Raw genomic sequence first — 19,163 nt, 5'->3', positions numbered from 1 at the left:
GGAGTATTGCCGTTGCCGTTCTGGTCGGTCCAGTTCGAGTTCGCTGCGTTCCATGTTCCATCGCCGCCATGGACGGTGCCATCGCCTATCATCTGGCTTCCATCCCAGTAGGACATGGTGCGACCCTCACTGTTAACCAGATTGACCTGCCCCTGAGGTTGCAGCACTTGCAGGCTATAGTCCTGATCGCTTCCCGCAGCCATCTGCATACCGTTATCGGTCAGTGGATTGTCTGACTGGAAAATACGATAGACCCCGACATCCATCTGGCTATTCTTATTCACGGTCAGTGTACCGTCGATGGTCAGATTGCCGTTGACATGGAAAAGCTCACTCATTGACGGTCCGCCATTCAACGTCACGTCGACATTGCTGCCTGCATTGAGCGTCAAGTCTTTTGAGAAAGTCAGGACCTGTCCGCTCTGAGCAAAAAGAGTCCCCTCAACCGTTGTATTGCCGCCAATGCTGCCATGGCCACCCAGTGCCGCACCGGATGCGACATCGACCGTGCCGGTTCCGTCACCGAGCTTGCCGCCATCAAGACGCAGAGTGCCATCCTTCACAAGCGTATTGCCCTGGAAGGCGCTGCTGTCACCCGTTAAGGCCAGCGTACCAGCCCCCTGTTTGGCCAGTTGACCTGGCCCCGTAAAGGCAGACGTAATGGTAAAGGTGTTGGTGGGATCGACAATGTCAAAGCCACCGCCATTATGGCCCCAATCAATGGTGTCATCGGTACTGCTGGATTGCGTCCCGGTCACCCGCAGCGTGCCGCTGTTAAAATGAAGTGCACCTGAACCGAGGTTCTCGGCCTGCTCAATCGAGATGACCCCGGCATTGAAAAATGTATCGCCGTAACTGTTATTGCCCGAAAGTGTGAGCGTACCAGCTCCGTTCTGTGTGACACTGCCCGTGCCGGTGATGGCGCCGGAAAGCGGGGTCGCCCCCGTATTGTCGACCACGAGATTGCCACCATCAAGCGCAATATCGCCCATGATTGAACCATCCGTGGTGCCGTCACCCAGCTGCAGAATGCCGCCGGAAACCGTCGTGCCGCCCGTATAGCTATTGGAAGCTGTTGTGATCAGCGTACCATTACCCGCTTTGGTGAAAGCGCCTTTGGCAAGACCGGCATTCCCAATAAAATGTGTAAGCGTAACGGTCTTGGTATCTCCAACCGAAACCGTGCCACCGGCAGAGGTCAGTGTCACTGCACGTGCAGAAGTCATATCGGCAGTAACCAGCAGCGTGCCACCATCGAAACGCAATGCACCAGACGCATCGCCAAGATTATCGTCTGACGAAACCGACAAAGTACCCGCATTGAGGTTGGTGCCGCCCTTATAGAGGTTGGTGCCAGACAAAACCAGTGTGCCATCACCGAGCTTTGTCAGCGCACCGCCTGCTCCCAAGTTCTGATTGAGCGTGAACGTGTTGGGCGTTTCGTCGATGTCAAATCCGCCGCCACCTGCGTCCCATTCAATGTTGCGGCTTGTAGTGTTCATATATGTCCCGGTGATCTGCAATATGCCGCCGTCAAACGTAAGTTTGCCGGACGCATCGCCCAACTTATTCTCAGAATTCACCGAAAGTGTACCACTCGAGAATACGGTCCCACCGGAATACTTGTTATTCCCGAACAAAACTGTTGTGCCTGAGCCGACACTCTTGACATTTCCAGTGCCGGAAATGATCCCGTCATATGTATAGACGTCTGATCGACTGAAAGCCAATGTCCCTTTTTGTGCACCGTCGATGCCTGTGCTGATATTGTTGCTTGCCAGACTGCCTGCTTTACTATTAGCACCGAATTGCAGAACCCCTCCCGTAATGTTGACTGCACCTGTGAAACTGCTGTCGGCTGTCAATATGGTCGTGCCGGATATCTGATTGATAACGCCGGTAAACTGTGGGTCGGCATCGCGCATTGCAGAGCCGAACTCGTAGCTTGTATCGGTATGATTGAAATTGATGGTCGCGCCAGCGGTCATTATTATACCGTTAGTCGCCTTCACAATACCTGGCGCAGTGGCTTGAGCGTCTGCTGCGGCTCCAACGTTCAGCGTCCCATTTGATGTGGAGATCTTCCGGCCAGCGGGGTTGCCTAATTGCAGAGGGGCTTCTGTATGAAATGTGCCGTAGTTGGAAACAGTTAAAACGCTGTTGGATGAGTTTCCGGAGTTCCCAAAAATAATTTTGTGAAGATTGGACAGATTTTTGAATTCAGATTCTTTGCCGTCAACAGTTGTTGTTCCTCCGACAATATAGTCATGTTCCGTATTGTTGATTTTAAATATAGCTCCTTCAAGAACATTTATTGTTGCGTTTTGATCGGTTGATATTTGTTCAAAAACACCGCCCATAAAACTTATCTGTGATCCGCTCCCACTTACAGTAACTGAAGTATTTAATATTTTTCCACTTTTTGTTACAACGAGTACTCCGTGATTGGTTACATCAATATTTGAAGTTATATTTCCGTATCCAAAATTTAAATTATTTAAAATAAGCGTAGCATCGTTCACATTTACATTTGAAGGCTTCGACGAGCCGCTGCTGTCAGAACCACCTGAAAGACCAGCAAGGTCGACGGCAGCGCTATCAAGGACATTGATAGTGCCATTACCTGTAAGTGGGTCAGTATCACTGCCGATTACCAAAGTGGCGTTGTCGGATGTCAGTTTCGAACTCTTGCCTGTTACGGTTAAAGTCGGATTATCGCCTGATACGTAACTGTAAGTGTTATTGTCGCCATCGCCATTCAGCTTCAGTTGCCCGCCATTTTTTATGGTCAGGCTCCCTGTCTTGAGAGTTGTGTCCTCACCGCTGCCAATGGTCAAATAGTCAGATGTGGCGGTTTTTCCTTCAATGATTGGGGCTGTGGCGGCCGTGGTTCCGCTGATTATCGCCCTCCCGGCTGTTGGCACATTTCCTGAAGTCCAATTTGATCCCGTGAACCAGTCAGTGTCGGTCGTGCCATTCCATGTGTCGGTAACAATGGTGGCGCTGGCGGAAGCTCTGCTGACCTCGCAATAAAAGCTGCCTGCCTCACAGCGATCTGCAGCGTTTACCGGAATTGCAAACAGCAAAGCTCCGACGGCGACACTGGAGAGCAACATTGCACGCACGGGCTGGTGATAAAAATCGGACTTCGTCATCAAATAAGTCTCCCACCCGCCGGGCAACCCACGGGCATAAATAGTCATTCAGCTTGAAACCAGTCGAGAGTCATCAAAACAGGCAATGCGCCATCAGAGAGATGGGTCAGTAACTCAAAACCTGTTAACGCAGATTATCGCCCCTTTAGCTGGTCATAGACATTAAATACAATATAAGTAAATATCACATATCCATGGTAGAGAAATGTATAGCAAGATATAATAATGTCAATGCAGCGCAATAAATAGGGTGTTTTTTAAAACAAAAACTAATTTACGTTGAAAACATATTAGATTTATTTAAATTATTATCATGGGAATTTGAATTGAATTATCGATCCTGTTAAAGTGAAACGAAAATTCATAAGATTATGCTTAACGAAACGGATTTCGAGCGCCGATCTCATTTAATCAGATCGGAACATGCTCTAACGTCGACGGCTGGAACCGGGTGTAGCCTTGGTGTCGACGTCGGAAACACTGGCCGCTCTCTCAAGGGGCTTATCCTTCCATGGTGTATCTGTAGGTTTCGTTTGTTCAAGGCTGTTCTCCTTCAACAATATTGAAGCAGAATTACATATTAAAAGGATTCCTTGAATGCAGACAGAGCCTAAAGCGTTCTCTCAAACAAAAAGACATGGCGTTTTCCGAGAAAGACTATTTGCCACCAGCCGCAAAGCTGATAACTCCTTCAGCCAGAAAGCTTCTCATCGGTATTCACAATGACCTTGCTCTTCATTTCATTTTTTGCAAGCGCCATTCTTTGTGGTGCCGGACTTTACATCTTATCGGTCTTCCTGCCGCCGTCATTCCTTGCCGCAGGTTTTAATCCGCGATCAAACCACAGCATCCCAGCGCAACAAATTGGTGGACTTGCTCTTGTTCCCGCAGCGCTCGCCATTCTGTTGATGTTTGGAGCGGACCTCGAAATCCCTATTGAATTGATAATCTGGTTGTCATCGGCATCCGCATTGTTGTGGATGATCGGTATTTTGGATGATCGGTTTGAGCTGCCCGTTTATCTGCGTTTTGGTTCGCAAATATTGGCCAGTTGCCTCGTGCTCTACGGTTTGGGGCCTGACTTCCGGCTTTTGCCTGCCTTGCTTCCCCATTGGTTTGAGGCGGTAATGATCGTCGTTTTTCTGGTTACCGCCATTAACATTACGAATTTCATGGATGGCTTGGATTTGATGACCGTTGCAGGTCTTGGTATTCCCTTGATGGGGGTTGCCTTTCTGACGATGCTACATCTATCGGGTATTGAAAGCGGAGCGCTTGCAGCGATACTGTCGGGTGGATTGTTCGGCTTTGCATTTTTTAACCGGCCACCGGCACGCATATTCCTTGGCGATTCGGGCAGCTTGCCGCTGGGCCTTTTGGCAGGCACAGCCTTGCTTTTGCTGGCACGCGAAACGCATGTCGTGGTCGCACTCATGCTTCCACTATATTACCTGCTTGATGCTGGTACGACGATCATCCTGCGCCTGGTCGCCAAAGAGAATATTCTGAAAGCCCATTCAAAACATGCGTATCAGGTGGCAAAGAGATCCGGCTGGAGCGTGCTGAAAGTCGTCAGTCATATCGCGCTTTTAAATGTTATTTTGGTCCTGTGTGCCACAGCAATGTTGCATTTTGATCATTTGCTATCGCAGGTTATATTTTTGCTTGTGGCCGTTGTTGCCGTGCTGATCCTGCTGCTGGATCTGCGTGGGCGCTTCAGAAAGCTATAACGTCAAAAAGTACCTTGCGCACGGCATCCACATCTTCCGTTTCCATTGCGGCGCGCAATGCATTCAGGCTTGTTATCACATCTACATCCGCTTTCTTACCTTTTGGTGCGCGCATGATCTTTGGATGGCGGGTGGGCTGTGCATGTGATGGATCGTAGAAGAGTTCTTCATACATCTTTTCGCCTTCGCGAATGCCAGTCACTTCGATCGCAATGTCACCGTTGGGGTTATCCGCGTTGCGTACGGTGAGGCCTGCCAGAAGAATCATGTTTTCTGCAAGGTCGCGAACTTTCACTGGTTCGCCCATTTCCAGCAAAACGGTGTCGCCTGATTCAGCAATGGCACCAGATTGCACGATCAGTTCGGCGGCTTCCTTGATCGACATGAAATAGCGTGTCATGTCTTCATGGGTGAGTGTAATTGGTCCGCCATTGGTGATTTGCTCGCGGAAAAGTGGAACAACCGAGCCATTTGATCCCAGAACATTGCCGAAACGGACGGAATAGAAAGACTTTTTCAGGCCGGCATTTTCGGCAAGCATTCCGTAGTGGTATACGACGAGTTCTGCCCAGCGTTTGGTCGCGCCCATCACATTTGTAGGGCGAACGGCCTTGTCAGATGAAATAAGCACCATACGCTCGACATCTGTTGCAAGCGCTGCTGCCGCAACATTGAGCGTGCCGAAGACATTGTTGCAAATGCCGACCAACACATTTTTTTCCACAAGCGGAACATGTTTATAGGCAGCGCAATGGTAGACAGTATCGACACGATACTGTCGGATGGCTTTTTCAGGGGCGTGTATGTCTTGCACTGAACCCAGAACCGGGATCACTTCGCAGCCTGCAATCTGCTTGAGCTGTCGCTCCACCTGATAAAGAGCGAACTCACTTGATTCAAAGAGAACAATGCACTCGGGATTCCATTGAGCAATTGTCTGGCAAAGCTGGCTGCCGATTGATCCACCCGCACCCGTGACCATGATGCGATGCCCTTCAACGACTTCGCGCAAAAGATTGGTATCCGGCGGTACAGGGGAACGCCCGAGAAGATCGTCAATCTCGACATTCCGTAATGCGCTGACCAGATATTTGCCCGCCGTCAGGTCGGCAATTGGAGGAAGAATGCGCGTGCTGACCGGCAAACGGCCCAGCAGACGAGCCAGTTCCTGCCTCTGTTCCTGCGACAATTCGGGTTCGGAAATAACGACCTGTTTAACGCCGTAATTCTCAATGAGTTCAGGAATTTGACTGGCGGGATAAACGCGCAGTCCCGTGATATCCATGCCGTTTAGTTTGTTGTTGGGATCGACAAATCCAATCACCTGGGTGTCGCTGTGGCTTCGCAAAGCGGCAGCAAGCTGACGTCCCGGTTCGCCAACGCCGATAATGAGAGCAGTACTGGAATAGGTCTTTGTGGTGTCTGCATGACGCAGAAGCCATTTTGCGCCAAATCGACTTGCAGAAATAAGAACAGTGCTCAAAAGCCAGTATAACAAAGGCACCGAGCGGGGCAGGCCTGAACCGCCATAGAGTTCCATGAGGAACACAAGCGCCACCCAGAACAGTGCAGCAATAGCGGTTGCCTGAAAAATCGGCCAGATGGAGCGCTCTGCAAGATAGCGGATTATCGCACGATAAAGTCCGAAGCGAACGAAGACGGGAATACCGAGAAAGGGAGTTATCAGAATAAGAAAAAGCTGGGCTTGCGTGGGTACAAAAACGAAACCCAGACGCATGGCAAAGGCAAGGTAAGCACTGAGCAATAGCAGAGCACAGTCGCTTATAAGCAGGATGATCTGCTTACACAATCGCGGCAGGCCCGCAAGCCTTTGCCATGGATAGTTCAAACGCATACGCAATATATCCTGTGCCTCACTCGCTAAGAGAGCAAAGCCGTTTTTAGCATCAGTTGCAACTGGCTAAAATACGCTCTCTCTTTGCTTGCTGGCGTTGAAAACAAACCACTCAAATCATCGTTATCATGAGTCCCGAATGGGAGCCATATCAATTGCTATTACAACAGCTTACCAAAAACTAAACCGGAAATTGGCCTTCGTTTCTTCACTTGGGAGCATTGTTGAGAGCGCATTCCGAAAAGCGTGAAACGGCTTTCGGATAAGATGCCCATTTAAACATTTCTTTAGAGCGCGTTTCGATCAGTTTCAATCACGTTAGCACGCGTTTTAAAGAAATATTGATGCCATGAAGGGCGGAAAGTCACTGCTTTTGTCGCGTTATTCGCGTTGTTTCGGCCCTGACAACGGGCAATTGACATGTTTTCCATTCTGCTTTAGAACAAAATCAACAAAAGTGCATTAAATACACATTTGTTGATTCGAGTATCTTAGGGAGGAAAAGAATGCTCAATCGCCGTACTCTGCTCGTGGCTTTTACAGCCCTTTCAACGTCTTTGATGTTGCCGTCCATCGCCTTTGCCGATGGGCTTAAAATTGGTTTTAGCCAAGTAACACTACAGTCCCCCTTTTACGTTCAGTTGAAGGAAGGTGCTGAGGCCGCTGCCAAAGCTTCGGGAAATTCGCTTGTCTTTCTTGACGCCAATGGTGATGTGAGCAAGCAAAACAACGATATTCAGGATCTCATCACGCAGGGCGTGGATGCGATCATCATTAATCCGGTTAATCCGGATGCAGTTGTGCCATCGCTTGAAGCGGCTGTGAGTGCCGGAATTCCGGTTATAACTGTTGACCGCAGTGTTAATGGCGATGGTGTGACTGCGCATATCGGGCGCGATAACAAGAAAATGGGACAGCGCGTCGGGGAGGCCGTTCTTGCCAAGCTGGAAGCCGATGGCGTTGAAAGTGCCAAGATCATTGAAATTCAGGGTGATGCTGGTGGCGCGGTGATGATGGATCGTCGCGACGGTTTTCATAAGGCGTTTGAAGGCAGTAAGCACATGATTGTTGCCGGACCTTATGCTGAATATATAAGGGCCAATGCTGTGACAGCGATGCAGGACTTGTTGCAGGCTAATCCTGACGTGAAAGTCGTTTACGCACATAATGATGATATGGCGCTCGGTGCTTTGCAGGTCTTACAGGAAAGCGGCCGCAATGATGTGTCCGTTGCGGGTGTCGATGGATTGTCTGAAGCGCTTGAGGCAATGTCGAAAGGGGATCATTACATAGCAACGGCGCTTAATGATCCGAAATATCTGGGTGATGTAACCATTCAGGTTGCCGTTCAGGCGGCTGCAAAGAAAGATGTGCCTAAGTTCGTTGATGCCGGAACGGAGGTCGTCACAAAAGACAATGTGAGTAAGTTCCCGCATGAGGGCTTGTTTGCCGAGTACCGTCCAGAGGTTCTCGCAAAGTAATCAGCTCAATTTCAAGCGTTCAGGCAGGGGGCGCTTGAAGAAGTAAAACGGGCCGCTGGTGTGAAAAAACAGCGGTTCGCGTGGCTGACTTTTGTCCAAACCTTGCCAACAGATCCACTTCAAATCTCAAAATGACTCAGGATTTTTCCATGCGCGCAGCAGTATTATATACGCCCGGCGATATTCGTATCGAAGATGTACCAGCCCCAGAGCTGCACCCGGGACATGTGATGATACGGGTGGCCTCCGTTGGTGTTTGCGGGTCTGACTTGCCGCGTATGCTCATCAAAGGTGCGCATAAAATGCCTATTATCTGTGGGCATGAGTTTTCGGGGCATATTACCGAGATAGGCGAGGGCGTTGAGGGTTTTGAGTTGGGTGAACTGGTGGCTATTCCACCCATGTTGCCCTGTCAGAAATGTGATCAATGTCAAAGAGGTCAGTTCTCGCGCTGCCGCGATTATGATTATTTTGGCTCACGCAGAGACGGTGCGTATGCAGAATTTGTCTGCGTTCCCGTAGAAAATCTTTTGAAGACGCCAAAGGGGCTTGATCCGCGCGCGGTTGCCATGACAGACCCGGCCTCCATTGCCCTTCATGCGATTTGGAAAGCCGGTGGCGTAACAATCGGTCAGCGCGGAGCTGTAATCGGTTGCGGTCCCATTGGTCTGTTTGCGATCCAGTGGATGAAACTGATGGGTGCAAGTGAGGTCGTTGCGATCGACGTTTCACAAAAGAAGCTTGACCTTGCCCGTGAAGCAGGAGCCAGCCACACATTCCTGCCGGAAGAGGATATTCCAGCAGGTTTGCTTTGCAACATTATTGTGGAAGCAGCGGGGCATCCATCATCGATCAATGCGGCGGTCAAATTGGCGGCTCCCGGTGGGCATGTCGTCTTCATCGGCATTCCGGTTGCTGATGTCACGCTGGAGACCAAAACGTTCCAGCATTTTCTGCGTCAGGAAATTTCGCTGCATGGTTCGTGGAATTCATTCGGCGCGCCATATCCGGGTCCGCAATGGACTGTGACACTGGAGAAGCTGGGGTCGGGTGATTTGAAGTGGGAGTTCATGATCAGTCATGATCTGGACCTCTCGGAGCTTCCGGGAATGTTCGATAAATTCAAATCTGACAAGGCGCTGTTTTTTTCGAAAGTCATGTTTCGCCCCTGATTATACGGGGCGCTAGTATACCAATCGGGAGTTGGTATAGGGAGGATTTACATGACATATGTTCTTAGTTTTGATCTTGGCACCGGCAGCGTGCGTGCGGGTGTTTATGACCTTGCGCAGCGCAACATGGTGGCCGTTGCCGAAGTGCAATACAGCACAATCTATCCGCGTGCCGGGTGGGCCGAACAGCAGCCTGATGAATGGTGGGATGCGCTTTTGATCGCCGGTCGAAAGGCAATCGATAAAAGTGGCATCCATGATGTCGCCGCTCTGTGTGTTGCGACCACCGCGTCGACTGTCGCCCTGTGCACCAAGGATGGCAAGCCGCTGCGTCCTGCACTTTTATGGATGGATTGCCGGGCAACCGCCGAAGCACAGGCCACCAGTAAAATCGATCATCCGGTCATGGCTTATAGCGGTGGCGGGGATGCCGTTGAGTGGCTTGTTCCTAAGGCCATGTGGCTTGCACGCCATGAGCCGGAAATCTATGCGCGCGCTGATATCATTTGTGAAGCGCTTGATTTTATTAACTTTCGATTGGTGGGGGAGTGGGTGGGCTCGCGCATGAACGCGGCCTGCAAGTGGAATTACGATTCCTTCGCATCCCGGTTCGTCCCCGAGGTCTATCAGCAGCTCGGTATTGAAGAACTTATCGACAAACTCCCGCAGCGCATCATTCCTGTGGGAGGAACAATCGGCGTTCTTCAAAAGCACGTCGCTGAAGCGCTCGGTCTTTCTTCCTGTCCGATCATCGCGCAGGGCGGTATTGATGCCCATATCGGCATGCTGGGTTCCGATACGGTTGACGTTGGCTCAATGCTGGCAATTGGTGGCACGTCCAACGTGTTTCTCACGCATCTTTCCGGTTATGGTGATGTCAACGGTTTCTGGGGACCATACCCTAATGCGTTGCTGGATGATTTCTGGCTTGTCGAAGCGGGGCAGGTATCAACCGGCTCCATTCTCAACTGGTTGAGCGGTCAGATTTTCGGGCTCAATGCGGAAGAACATCGGGCGCTCATTCAGCAGGCAAGTAGCGCGCAGAAAGCTGGCTCCGGCCTGCTCACGCTTGATTACTGGATGGGGAATCGGACACCTTATCGTGATGGGCATTTACGCGGTGCCATGCTGGGGCTTTCGCTTGGACATGGCAGGGCCGATATTTATGCATCCGCCGTTGATGCTATTGCGCTTGGCTCGGCCAATGTTCTGCATTCTCTGGAAAAGCGCGATGTCACGATTGACCGTATCGTTATGGCGGGCGGCATTTGCAAGAATCCGCTTTGGCTTCAAACCACGGTCGATGCACTTGCGCGTCCTGTTCTGGTTGCGCAAAGCGATAATCTTTCGCTGATTGGTGCTTCCGTCAGTGCGGCACATGCTCTGGGCTTTTTCCCCGATCTCATGACGGCTGCAAAAAATTGCGCTGCATATACAAAGGAATTGCATCCCAATGCGGTGCGCAGCAGCTGGTTCGCAGATACATTGGAGCTTTATCGCGAAGCAACTGCAGCGCTGACTCCCACGCTGCATCGGTTGTCTGCGCGACAGGCAACAGGAGCTCCAATATGAACGACAGCCGTTTGAACCCTTCCGTCCGTCTTCCTTCCGACGAACAGCGCGAGCATCTCATGGTGCGCGTTGCCAAGCTTTATTACGAAATGGAGCGGACACAGAGCGAGATCGCCAAGGAGCTGGGGCTGACGCGCTGGCAGGTCGGACGGCTTATGACGGAAGCGAAAGAACTCGGTGTCGTCAGGATAGAGATCACGCCGCGCGCGCAGCGGCGGACCGAACTCGAGATCATGCTGCAACAGCAATATAACCTTCTTGATGCGATTGTAGTACCGACGGGTGATAGCACCGATTCCAGTCTACTGATGGAAAGTGTTGCACAGGCAGCAGCCAATTATCTGGCCGCCATGCATCCTAAGCCAACGCTGATCGGTGTCTCATGGGGGCGCACCATGTCGGCTCTGGCCAAGTTCTTGCCGGGCAACTGGTGCCCCGGGTTGCATGTTGTTCTTGTGAATGGGTCCACACATCTGCATTCAACGACGGTCAGAACCAGTGCTGTTGCCGAAGAATTTGCCGCCGCCGCAGGCAATGGCAAAACCACTTTGCTGCCGGTCCCGGCCATTCTTGGTAAGAAAACCACGCGCGATGCGCTGGAGGAAGACCCGATTGTCGAACGTGTGATGGAACTGGCCGAACAAGCCGAAACGGTTTGCTTCGGCATGGGCGGGATCACGCATCAGTCTGTCCTTTTAAGCTCAGGCTACCTGACTGAAAGCGATATTGATCGTCTGCGTGACGCAGGTGCTGTGGGCGATATTCTTGGACGCTTCATCGATGGAAAAGGCGTCATCGTCGATAGCGCCATCGATGATCGTACCCTTGGTCTGCGTCTTGAATCCCTTTGCAAGAAGCAACACAGCATCGGCGTCGTTTCCGGTCCCGAAAAACACAATATCGCCGTTGCAGCCCTTGCAGCAGGATACCTCAAGGTAATCGTGACGGACGAGGCAACAGCAAGACATGCCCTTGAGGTTTCAAATGTCCCATAGCGTTCTGTCCGTAAGCCATGTTTCCAAGCGGTTTCCTCCCAACATTGTTGCGTTGGAGCATGCTTCAATTGATATCCAAAAAGGCGAGATACATTGCCTGTTGGGCGCAAATGGCGCTGGCAAATCGACGTTTCTCAAGATTATTGCCGGTGCGCTGCGCCCATCCACCGGAACGGTTGCGATAGACGGAAAAACTGTTTCGCCAAGATCACCGTCGGAAGCCTCCCGCCTTGGTGTTTCGATGATTTATCAGGAGCTTGATCTGGTTCCGCAGCTCAGCGTCGAAGAAAACATGTTTCTTGGGCATGCGCCGGCAAGTTTCGGTTTTTTGAGGAAAAAGGATCGTCGGCGCAAGGCCATTGAAGCATTGCGGCGGGTGGGGGCGAATTTTGCGCCGGATGTGCGCGTTGAAACGCTTTCGGTCGCCAATCAGCAACTCACCGCAATCGCGCGTTCGCTGACCATGAATGCAAAAATCATTATTATGGATGAGCCTTCAGCAGCGCTGAATGAAACCGAACTCAAAAGCGTTTTCGAGGTTATTCGCGATCTGACGCGCCAAGGGGTCGCGATCCTTTATGTCAGCCACCGTCTTGGCGAACTGCGCGAAATCGGCGATCGCGTGACGGTCTTGCGCGGTGGAAGGACGATTGAAACTTTTGATTTGAGTTCAACCGGCGATGAAGCGCTGGTCGGGGCGATCATTGGCCGCGAGCGCTCGCTGGTGGAACGGCAGGAGCGCTCGCCGGTCGCCGGTGATGTGGCGCTGAAAGTAACGAGCCTCAAGGGGGACGAAGGGCTTCATATTGAAGGGTTTGAACTGCGGTGGGGGGAAGTGAGCGGGTTGACCGGGCTTAATGGTTCCGGTCGCACGAGTTTTCTAAAGTCATTGTTTGGCGCGCGCGCTTTTCAGGGCGATATTCATTTGGATGGCAAGCCTTTCAAGCCGCGCTATCCGTCTGACGCCATTCAATCCGGCTTGGGACTGGTGCCGGAAAATCGAAAGACGGAAGGGCTTATCCTTCATGCACCGATCTATAAGAACGCAACCTTGCCTGCGATGCGTTCGCGCTGGCTCACACGCCATAATTTTCAGAAAGAACGCACGCGGCCAATTCTTGCCAGCCTTTCAACAAAATATGGTTCTCCCGAACAGGCCGTGATTCAGCTTTCTGGCGGCAACCAGCAAAAGGTTGTTCTGGCCAAGTGGATTATCAATGGTGCGCGCATCCTTCTGCTCGATGAACCTAGTCGCGGTCTTGATATCGGAGCCAAGGCCGATCTTTACAATCTGGTGCATCGTCTTGCCGATGAAGGTGCTGCCGTTATCGTCGCCAGCAGCGAACTCGATGAACTTTATTCTGCCTGCGACAGCATCTGGGTCTTCCATGAGGGCCGGATTATCGCGCGCTACGATCCTTCAAAAACCGATCGTGACACGATCCTGAAAACAACAATTCTGGGGGACAGTTACCATGTCCAGCACTGACACACCCTTGTTTGCCGTTCCCGAAGGCCGTGCTTCCTTGAGCAAGCGGCTGATCAATCTGGCAGTTGAGTATAATTTTATTGTCATTTTTTTGCTGGTTGTGGCGATTGCAGCAACCCTTTCCAGCAATTTTCTTACATTTGGCAATATCGCGAACCTGTTTCAGCAGGCGTCGGTTGTTGGCATCGTCGCGGTTGGCATGACATTCGTCATTCTGACAGGGAATATCGATTTGTCGGTGGGAAGTGTGGCGGCCTTGTGCGGCATGCTGGTCGCCGTGCTTATGGCTCAGGGCTATGATCCTGTTGTGGCTGTTGCTGTGACCGCCTTTGCAGGCATGGCTTGCGGCGCTGCCATGGGCGCCATTTCAGCGCTCGCTCAGGTGCCGAGTTTCATTATCACACTGGCAGGTCTGGTTTCGTTTCGCGGCCTGACATATTTGTTGACCGATGGCGTGCCTGTGAGCGGTCTACCGGCAGGCTTTGCAACGATCAGTTCAACGATGGTTCCCATTTTCCCCGGCTTTTCCATAGCCTCTATGGGAATAATCTTCATTGCGCTTTGTATCATCGCAGGTCTGGTTCTTCGCTATACGGTGTTTGGTGAATATGTCTATGCGACGGGTGGAAATCCTGAAGCAGCACGCCTTTCCGGCTTGCCAACCCGGGGCATGATCATTGCCGTCTTTGCAATTTCAGGCCTTATGGCGTCGATCGCTGGCATCGTGCTCACCTCCCGTTTGCGCATCGGACAACCCACGGCGGCACAAGGGCTTGAACTGGATGCAATCGCCGCCGTTGTGCTGGGTGGCACAAGCCTTTTTGGCGGACGCGGCAGCATATTGGGCACGTTCTTTGCTGTAATGCTGCTTCAGGTGCTCCGAAACATCTTCAATCTGCTTGGTTGGGGTTCCTTCTATCAGATGACGGTGACCGGGGTCATTATTGTCGCCGCCATTCTTCTCAACAGATTTATCGATCATAGAAAGGGCCGAGGATGACGGTCTCAATGCCTGCTAGCTTTACAATGGTTTCTTCCAGCGAGATTATGGCTGAAACGACCATGGATTTTCCCCGCAACACTGGCACTCTTCTCAAGCCTGACTGGTTTGAAGATGTTGTTGTGAACCGCAGTGCATCCGAGCGTCGCACGGTGAATCTGTCGACGCGCCGTTCGATCAAGAAAGAATATCAGGCCGCATGGCTTGTTCGGGCGGTGCAATGTATCGACCTGACCACGCTTGCCGGTGATGACACGGAAGGCCGCGTGCGCAGATTGTGCGCCAAGGCACGGCGTCCTGTGCGGGATGATATTCTTGAAGCGCTCGGCCTTGGCGATGCCGGCATTACGACGGGGGCGGTCTGCGTTTACCCGACCATGGTGCCGCATGCCGTCAAAGCCCTTGAAGGGTCCGGCATTCCTGTGGCCTCAGTTGCGACCGGCTTTCCGGCAGGGCTGACCCCACTGCCGCTGCGGCTTGCCGAGATCACCTATGCGGTTGAGCAGGGTGCCGATGAAATCGATATTGTGATCACCCGCGAGCATGTGCTGAAGCAAAACTGGTCAGCGCTTTATGACGAGATTGCCGCCATGCGCGAAGCCTGTGGCGAGGCGCATATGAAAGCTATTCTTGCAACCGGTGATCTCAACACGCTCACCAATGTCTATCGCGCGTCAATGGTTGCGATGCAGGCAGGCTCCGACTTCATCAAGACCTCGACCGGCAAGGAAGATGTCAACGCGACACTGCCGGTCAGTCTGACCATGGTGCGGGCTTTGCGTGATTATGGCGAGTTGTCCGGTCAGATCGTCGGCTTCAAGCCAGCCGGTGGTTTGAAGAGCGCCAAGGATGCATTGGCCTGGCTCATCTTGATGAAAGAGGAACTCGGCAATCGTTGGCTGGAACCGGATCTGTTTCGCCTGGGGGCTTCGTCGATGCTTGGCGATATTGAACGGCAATTGGAGCACTTCGTGACCGGACGCTATTCGAGCGCCAACCGTCACGCTGCTGCATAAGGATACTATAAATGCGACCTATCAAGGACATTCTGAAGACCATGGAATATGGACCTTCCCCGGAAGCAAACGGCGATGTGAATGCGTGGCTGGAACAGCACGGCCGTTCTTTCGGTCATTATATCAACGGCACTTTCGTCAAACCGGAAGGCCGTCAGACCATTGCTGTGGCCAATCCTGCCAATGGCGACAAGCTGGCAGAGATCACGCTTGGTACAGAGGAAGATGTTGATCAGGCTGTCAAAGCTGCGCGTGGCGCTTTTGGCAAATGGTCGAAACTCTCCGGTCATGACCGCGCAAAATATCTCTATGCCATTGCACGCCACATCCAGAAGCGTGAGCGCTTTTTGTCGGTTCTCGAAGCCATGGACAATGGCAAACCGCTGCGTGAAACCCGCGACATCGATATTCCGCTGGCTGCGCGCCATTTTTACCATCATGCCGGCTGGGCTGAGATGGTCGAAGATGAGTTCAAGGGCTTTTCACCCGTTGGCGTTTGCGGGCAAGTGATTCCGTGGAATTTTCCGTTGTTGATGCTGGCCTGGAAAATCGCGCCAGCTTTGGCTGCCGGCAACACTGTGGTGCTGAAGCCTGCGGATCTCACCCCTCTCACAGCCATTGCCTTTGCTGAAATCTGTCATGAAGTCGGCCTTCCTGCGGGGGTGGTCAATATCGTGCAGGGTGATGGCACAACGGGTGCAAGCATCTGCGGCCATGAAAACGTCGATAAAGTTGCCTTCACCGGATCAACGCAGGTGGGCCGCATTATTCGCGAGCAGATTGCAGGGTCGGGCAAAAAGCTCTCGCTCGAGCTTGGTGGCAAGTCACCTTTCATCGTGTTTGAAGATGCTGATCTTGATGCTGCGGTTGAAGGCGTGGTTGATGCGATTTGGTTTAATCAGGGCGAAGTTTGTTGTGCGGGTTCGCGTCTTCTTGTGCAGGAAGGCATTGCAGAGCGCTTTTATGCCAAGCTGAAAAAGCGCCTTGAAACCTTACGTGTTGGTGATCCGCTTGATAAATCCACAGATGTTGGGGCGATCGTATCGCCCACGCAGGTGAAGCGTATTTCTGATTTAATCCAGAAAGGCGTGGAGGAGGGCGGTCAACTCTGGCAGACCCCAAATCCCCTGCCTGTCAAGGGCAACTACATCGCACCCGGCTTCTTCACTGATGTCGATCAGGCGGCCACCGTCTGTCAGGTTGAAATCTTTGGACCGATTGCGGCTGCCACAACTTTCCGTACACCAGATGAAGCCGTCTTGCTTGCAAACAATACGCGTTACGGTCTTGCAGCCTCGATCTGGTCAGAGAACATCAATGTTGCACTTGATCTTGCGGCGCGCGTGAAAGCCGGTGTTGTCTGGATCAACTGCACCAATATGCTCGATGCGGGTGCAGGTTTTGGCGGTTATCGTGAAAGTGGCTATGGCCGTGAAGGGGCACGCGAAGGTCTTTACGAATATCTGAGCGCCGACTGGGAAAAGGCGCTCGTCGCTCTCAAGCCTCTTGAAAATTTTGTCCCTTCCGCCTTGCCATCGGGCAGCGAAAAGATTGTCATTCATGGCATCGATCGCACGATGAAGAACTATATTGGTGGCAAGCAGGCGCGTCCCGATAGCGGTTACAGCTATTCGGTTACAGGCAAAGGTGGTGCCGTCATTGGTCAGGCTGGCATCAGCAACCGCAAGGACATTCGCAATGCGGTTGAAGCCGCAGCCAAAGCATCAGGCTGGAGCAATGCGACAGCGCATAACCGTGCACAGGTGCTCTATTATCTTGGCGAAAATCTGGATACACGCCGTGATGACTTCATCCATTGCCTCGTGGAAAGCACCGGCGTGAGCGAAAAGAAAGCTGCTGACGAGGTTGAAGCATCGCTGCGCCGGATTTTCTATTATGCGGCACAGGCTGATAAGTTCGACGGTGCAGTCCATTCGACCAAATCGCGTCATGTGACGCTCGCTATGAACGAGCCATGGGGTGTGATGGGAATTGTCTGCCCGGATGAGGCGCCGCTGCTCTCACTCGTTTCGCTAGTGCTGCCTGCCATTGCCATGGGCAATCGCACGGTGGTCGTGCCTTCAAGCCGTCATCCGTTGATTGCGGGCGATTTCTATCAGCTGCTTGATACATCGGACGTGCCAGGCGGGGTCGTGAATATCGTTGCCGGCGAGCGTGACCTGCTGACAAAAACCCTTGCCGAGCACGACGAGGTGGCAGCCCTTTGGTATTTTGGCTCGAAGGAAGGCAGCGCTATGGTGGAGAAGGCATCGGCTGGAAACCTCAAGGCCACGTGGGTCAGCAATGGCCGTTTGCCAAATTGGAGCAACACCCAGGAGGCGCAGGGCCGCGACTACTTGCGCAAAGCTATACAGGTTAAAAACATTTGGGTGCCTTACGGCGCATAACAACAAAGGCCCGGATAATTAACCGGGCCTTTTAACTGGGAATAGAAGGGCTGGTCTGAGTTGATGCAACGGGTTACGTGGTGAATGCTGCTGGGAACAGACCCGGCATGGATGTGAGCGAGCCTTGAATTATCAAGATAGTAGTTCAGCTCTTCTTACACAGACAGCATCCGTGCGGCCGTGAGGTTAAGGCTCAAAGCGCGACGGATAGCGACGAATATATAAGAGTGATGCTAATTAACTGTCAGAGTGACCTTCTAAAACATGAAGGTCACTCTGTATTGATATACTATAAGAGTCTTTTATTTTGAAAACAGAAGTTTCCAAACGCTTCCACCTAGGACACCACCGAGTAATGGCGCCGCCCAGAAAAGCCAAAGTTGGCTAAGAGCTGGAACAGCGGCAAATAGCGCAACACCTGTTGACCGAGCTGGATTGACAGATGTGTTTGCAATTGGTCCAGACATCAGAATTATCGCTGTAAGGCACAAGCCGATGGCAATCGGTGCGATACTTTCTAATGCAGGCGACGATGTTGTGCTCAGGATGACAAAGATGAACATGCCTGTCAAAACAGTTTCAGCGATCGCGGCGGAAAGAATATTGTAGTGATCCGGTGATAGTTCACCGTAGCCATTGCTTGCAAAACCGCCGATTTCAAACCCGGCTTTGCCAGTGGCGATGATGTAGAGAACGCCAGCGGCAACAACCGAGCCTGCTACCTGAGCTATCCAGTAGGGAACCAGAGATTTGGCTGGAAATTTGCCCGCAACAGCCAATCCCAGCGACACTGCAGGATTGAGATGGGCACCTGAAATTCCACCAACTGAATAAGCCATTGTCATGAGGCTCAGACCAAATGCAAAAGCTATCCCTAAAATACCAATCCCAAGATTAGGGAATGCTGCGGAAACAATCGCGGAACCGCAACCAATGAATATAAGCCAGAATGTGCCGATAAACTCGGCTGTTAATTTTTTAAACATAAGTTTTCCTACAAGATAAATATTACTTATTTGGCGATGTCAAAATCACCAAGTAGATGTAAGTTTTGATAAGTTATTTTATTTAGAAAGTCTGCATTAACGCGCATTCCGAAAAGTTTGGAACGGTTTTCGGATAAGATGCGCGTTAAAACTTATGGTGAGAACGTCGATCTGATTTAATCAGATTAGAGCGTTTCCCTTTCAAGTTGGATCATATCCGCACGAGTTGAAGTAATTCTGAGCCTCTTGCGGTTCGATGAGTTCAACCATCTTACCGATGCGGTCCCAGAGCCCATTGACTGTT

Annotated in this window: 13 protein-coding genes and 1 pseudogene; 10 read left to right on the top strand and 4 right to left on the bottom strand. The window is 51.7% G+C overall.

Annotation, left to right across the window (positions count from 1 at the left end; all coding sequences use genetic code 11):
- Nucleotides 1-1,988, bottom strand: a 1,988-nt coding sequence (locus OPR82_RS21725; protein WP_265987056.1) for an autotransporter-associated beta strand repeat-containing protein, incomplete at its 3' end; no start/stop codon positions are given.
- Nucleotides 1,989-2,865: 877 nt separating this feature from the next.
- Between OPR82_RS21725 and OPR82_RS21720 the strand changes: the two genes are divergently transcribed.
- Together OPR82_RS21720 and OPR82_RS21715 are read left to right on the top strand one after the other, a co-directional pair.
- Nucleotides 2,866-3,033, top strand: coding sequence for a hypothetical protein (locus tag OPR82_RS21720; protein ID WP_265987054.1), 168 nt, complete (start codon nt 2,866-2,868; stop codon nt 3,031-3,033).
- 844 nt (nt 3,034-3,877) lie between these two features.
- Nucleotides 3,878-4,885 (top strand): MraY family glycosyltransferase, encoded by a 1,008-nt coding sequence (locus OPR82_RS21715; protein WP_265987052.1) that lies wholly within the window; start codon nt 3,878-3,880, stop codon nt 4,883-4,885.
- Here OPR82_RS21715 and OPR82_RS21710 read toward each other — a convergent pair.
- Nucleotides 4,872-6,740, bottom strand: coding sequence for a polysaccharide biosynthesis protein (locus OPR82_RS21710; RefSeq protein ID WP_265987051.1), 1,869 nt, complete (start codon nt 6,738-6,740; stop codon nt 4,872-4,874). The genes OPR82_RS21715 and OPR82_RS21710 overlap by 14 nt on opposite strands.
- Nucleotides 6,741-7,246: 506 nt before the next feature.
- Here OPR82_RS21710 and OPR82_RS21705 point away from each other — a divergent pair.
- The 8 genes from OPR82_RS21705 (at nt 7,247) to OPR82_RS21670 (ending at nt 17,873) form a co-directional block, all read left to right on the top strand.
- Entirely contained in the window at nt 7,247-8,221 is a 975-nt protein-coding gene (locus tag OPR82_RS21705) for a substrate-binding domain-containing protein (RefSeq protein WP_265987050.1), read from the top strand.
- Between the two features lie 149 nt (nt 8,222-8,370).
- Nucleotides 8,371-9,393, top strand: a complete 1,023-nt coding sequence (locus tag OPR82_RS21700; RefSeq protein ID WP_265987048.1) for a galactitol-1-phosphate 5-dehydrogenase — start codon at nt 8,371-8,373, stop codon at nt 9,391-9,393.
- Between the two features lie 51 nt (nt 9,394-9,444).
- Nucleotides 9,445-10,965 (top strand): FGGY-family carbohydrate kinase, encoded by a 1,521-nt coding sequence (locus tag OPR82_RS21695; RefSeq protein ID WP_265987047.1) that lies wholly within the window; start codon nt 9,445-9,447, stop codon nt 10,963-10,965.
- The gene (locus OPR82_RS21690) at nt 10,962-11,960 is read left to right on the top strand and encodes a sugar-binding transcriptional regulator (RefSeq protein WP_265987046.1); all 999 of its coding nucleotides are present in this window, start codon (nt 10,962-10,964) and stop codon (nt 11,958-11,960) included. Before OPR82_RS21695 ends, OPR82_RS21690 begins: the two co-directional genes overlap by 4 nt.
- Entirely contained in the window at nt 11,950-13,449 is a 1,500-nt protein-coding gene (locus OPR82_RS21685) for a sugar ABC transporter ATP-binding protein (RefSeq protein WP_265987045.1), read from the top strand. Before OPR82_RS21690 ends, OPR82_RS21685 begins: the two co-directional genes overlap by 11 nt.
- The gene (locus OPR82_RS21680; protein WP_265987044.1) at nt 13,436-14,449 is read left to right on the top strand and encodes an ABC transporter permease; all 1,014 of its coding nucleotides are present in this window, start codon (nt 13,436-13,438) and stop codon (nt 14,447-14,449) included. Before OPR82_RS21685 ends, OPR82_RS21680 begins: the two co-directional genes overlap by 14 nt.
- 47 nt (nt 14,450-14,496) lie before the next feature.
- Nucleotides 14,497-15,465 (top strand): deoxyribose-phosphate aldolase, encoded by a 969-nt coding sequence (gene deoC / locus OPR82_RS21675; protein WP_265987057.1) that lies wholly within the window; start codon nt 14,497-14,499, stop codon nt 15,463-15,465.
- A gap of 11 nt (nt 15,466-15,476) precedes the next feature.
- Nucleotides 15,477-17,873, top strand: coding sequence for an aldehyde dehydrogenase family protein (locus OPR82_RS21670; RefSeq protein ID WP_265987042.1), 2,397 nt, complete (start codon nt 15,477-15,479; stop codon nt 17,871-17,873).
- A 302-nt stretch (nt 17,874-18,175) separates the two neighbouring features.
- On the opposite strand, the gene aqpZ is transcribed toward OPR82_RS21670, so the two are convergent.
- On the bottom strand, nt 18,176-18,859 hold the full coding sequence (gene aqpZ / locus OPR82_RS21665; RefSeq protein ID WP_265987041.1) for an aquaporin Z: 684 nt from the start codon (nt 18,857-18,859) through the stop codon (nt 18,176-18,178).
- Nucleotides 18,860-19,060: 201 nt separating this feature from the next.
- Nucleotides 19,061-19,163 (bottom strand): annotated as a pseudogene (locus OPR82_RS21660) (IS630 family transposase); the annotation flags it as partial.

It is taken from the genome of Ochrobactrum chromiisoli, from assembly GCF_026241335.1.
Lineage (GTDB): Bacteria > Pseudomonadota > Alphaproteobacteria > Rhizobiales > Rhizobiaceae > Brucella > Brucella chromiisoli.
The sequence above is the reverse complement of the archived record's forward strand: the minus strand, read 5'-3'. Positions and strand labels throughout refer to the sequence as shown.